General features: G+C 54.9%; 4 protein-coding genes. All 4 read left to right on the forward strand.

Features of this window, described 5'->3' with window-relative positions:
* On the forward strand, window positions 1-416 hold a 416-nt coding region (locus tag WBC85_RS00540; RefSeq protein WP_424432734.1), incomplete at its 5' end, for an aldo/keto reductase.
* A complete protein-coding gene (locus WBC85_RS00545; protein WP_424432735.1) occupies window positions 413-934 on the forward strand; it encodes a flavin reductase family protein in 522 nt (173 codons plus the stop codon). The genes WBC85_RS00540 and WBC85_RS00545, both read left to right, overlap by 4 nt.
* A 54-nt stretch (window positions 935-988) precedes the next feature.
* Window positions 989-1,579 carry a TRAP transporter small permease gene (locus WBC85_RS00550; protein ID WP_424432736.1) on the forward strand — a complete coding sequence of 197 codons (591 nt, stop codon included), beginning with the start codon at window positions 989-991 and terminating at the stop codon, window positions 1,577-1,579.
* Window positions 1,580-2,782 (forward strand): TRAP transporter large permease (locus tag WBC85_RS00555; RefSeq protein ID WP_424432737.1); only part of this gene is annotated, 1,203 nt, incomplete at its 3' end. It abuts the gene before it with no gap.

Below are 2,782 nucleotides of genomic sequence, written 5' to 3' on the forward strand. Positions count from 1 at the left end.
ACTTCAAACTGCAGGATTGGAGTTTGCTGCAATCCGCGATGAGTACACCGCTTGCAACAAACCAGATCGAGCTATCACTGCTCGCCCATGAAGGTTTCACCAATGGCGATGTCGCGTATTTGCAGGAACGCAAAGTCGCGCCGATGGCCTGGTCGCCGCTTGCTGGGGGTGCGCTTTTTTCAAATGAAAACAAGGCACTGCTAGAGGCTTTGAAGGCAGTAGGTGAACCTTTTGGAGCGGATGAAACGGCCGTTGCTGTGGCATGGCTCCTTGCGCATCCCGCGCGTATTATGCCCGTGCTTGGCACCAATTCGTTAGAGCGGATTGCTAAAATCAGTGACGCGCTGAAGGTGAAAATCGACCGTCAAACCTGGTTTGAACTTTACACCATCGCTTTGGGTAACGAGGTTCCATGAGCCGCGAAATGCCTCCTCTTCCGCTACCCGATAGCTTTGAGCCGGGGGCAGATACAGCGCGCGCGTTTCGTGATGCTTTGGGACGATTTGCGACGGGTGTCACGGTCATTACCTGTAATAGCGACATGGGCCCTTTGGGTATTACGGCCAATAGCTTTGCTTCTGTTTCACTTGATCCCGCTCTGGTTCTTTGGTCGCCCGCGAAGGCAAGCAAACGCTTTGAGGCATTTACAAAAGCAGAGCATTTCGCGATCCACATCATGTCTGACGTGCAATCCGGCATTTGCAGCGGTTTCTCAAAGGATGGCAGCGTGTTTGACGGATTTGACTGGCATGCTTGCTCAAAACGGGTGCCGCTGATTTCACATTGCTTGTCGCGCTTTGAATGCACCCGCGAAGCGGTCCATGACGCAGGCGATCATGCCATCGTCGTTGGCCGCGTGACACGGGTGAGCACACAGGCCGGAACGCCTTTAATGTTCTATTCTGGAAAGTATGGGGGCTTTTCAGAAACATAAATCGTCTATTCGCATCACAAAAATACAAGTGCGGATATCTGGGAGGAGACGAGAATGGGACTACTGCGCGGGCTATTGGCCCCGTTTCAGATCTTTAATGATCTTGTCTTGCCTATCGGGCGCGGCATCGCTGTGGCCTGCATTGCCTTGATGGTCGTTTGCATCCTCGTACAGGTGTTTTTCCGGTATGTGCTGAATAATGCCCAACCATGGCCCGACGAAGCCGCGCGCTTTTTGATGCTATGGATGACTGGCTTGATGGCCCCATCCGCCTATCGTGTCGGTGGTTTTGTTGCGATTGACATGTTCGAGCGCGCTTTGCCCCGCGCGCTTGCGGCGCTGGTCTCGCTGTTCCTGCTGAGCGTTTCGCTGCTGGTTTTGCTTATGGCTGTAAAGCTAGGCATGGACCATTCCGGCGGCATGTCGTGGAATTTCAAATCTGCGACGCTTTGGGTTCCTCTGGATTGGGTCGGCGGCAAAAGCTTCAAACTCGCGCTTGCATGGATGTATATGTCGCTGCTTGTCGGTTTCATCCTGTTAACGATCGTGAACATCGAGCTGATTTTGCGAAGCCTCATCACCCTTACGGGAGGCGGCGGAACGCTAAAGCCGCTTTCGGATATCGATTTTGCAGGGGCCGAATAGATGCTGATCTGGTTCCTTCCTGTCTTCCTTGTCCTTTTGATGATCGGGCTACCGGTCTTTTTCGGGCTCCTCGCAGCGCCGGGCATATTGCTTTATCTCAATGGCCAAGAGCGCGACATCGCCCTGCTTTACCGCAATGTCTACAACGGCATGGACAGCTTTCCGCTTATGGCGATCCCCTTCTTCATGCTTGCGGGCGAGCTGATGAACCGCGGCGGCATCACTGAACGGCTTGTTGAATTTTCGCAGGCCCTGATGGGGCATCTGCGCGGTGGCCTTGCACAGGTGAACGTGCTGTCCTCCATGCTTTTCGCGGGCCTGTCCGGATCGGCTGTTGCGGACACCTCTGCGCTTGGCTCCATGCTTGTCCCCGCGATGGAGAAAGAAGGCTACACCCGTCGATACGCCGCCGCGATCACTGCCGCCTCCTCTGTTATCGGGCCCATCATCCCACCCTCGGGCATTATGATTATCTACGCCTATGTCATGGGCGAAAGCGTCGCTGCGCTATTCCTTGCAGGCATTGTGCCCGGCATTCTGGTTGGCATCGGGTTGATGGTCATGGTCCGCTTGACTGCGGACAAATACAATCTGCCAGCCGCCAAACGCGTTGTTTTGAAGGGCACCAAAATGGGGCGCGTGGAATGGTGGGTGTCCTTCGTTCTGGTTCGTTTCAACATTGCTTTGGTGATCTGGTCGTTCGTTCCGCTTGGGGACGGCGCAAGCACAACAGCGAGTTGGCTTTCGCTTGGCGGTAGCCTTTTGGCGGCGCATGGGCTTTTTCTGGGTGTGCGCCAGTTGGTTAGCCACGATTTCCGTATGGTCTGCAAACGCGCAATGGTGCCACTGCAAACGCCCATCCTGATTCTGGGCGGGATTCTGGTTGGCGTCTTTACCCCGACCGAGGCGGCCGCCGTCGCCGTCTTCTATGCTGTCCTTGTCGGCTTCTTTATCTTGCGCACGCTGCGCATGAAGGACATGCCGCTTATCCTGATGAAAGCGGCCAGCACATCTGCTGTCGTGCTCTTGCTGGTTGGTGCCGCGATGGCGTTCAAAACCGTGGTCAGCCTGTCGCACGCGCCAGAGCAACTTGCCGCGATCATTCTTGGACTTTCGGACAATCCTTTGATCCTGCTGCTTCTTATCAACTTGCTTTTGTTTATCGTTGGCATGTTTCTGGATGCTGGCCCTGCGATCATCATC

Source organism: Planktotalea sp. (assembly GCF_049680325.1).
In the GTDB taxonomy this organism is placed as follows: domain Bacteria; phylum Pseudomonadota; class Alphaproteobacteria; order Rhodobacterales; family Rhodobacteraceae; genus Planktotalea.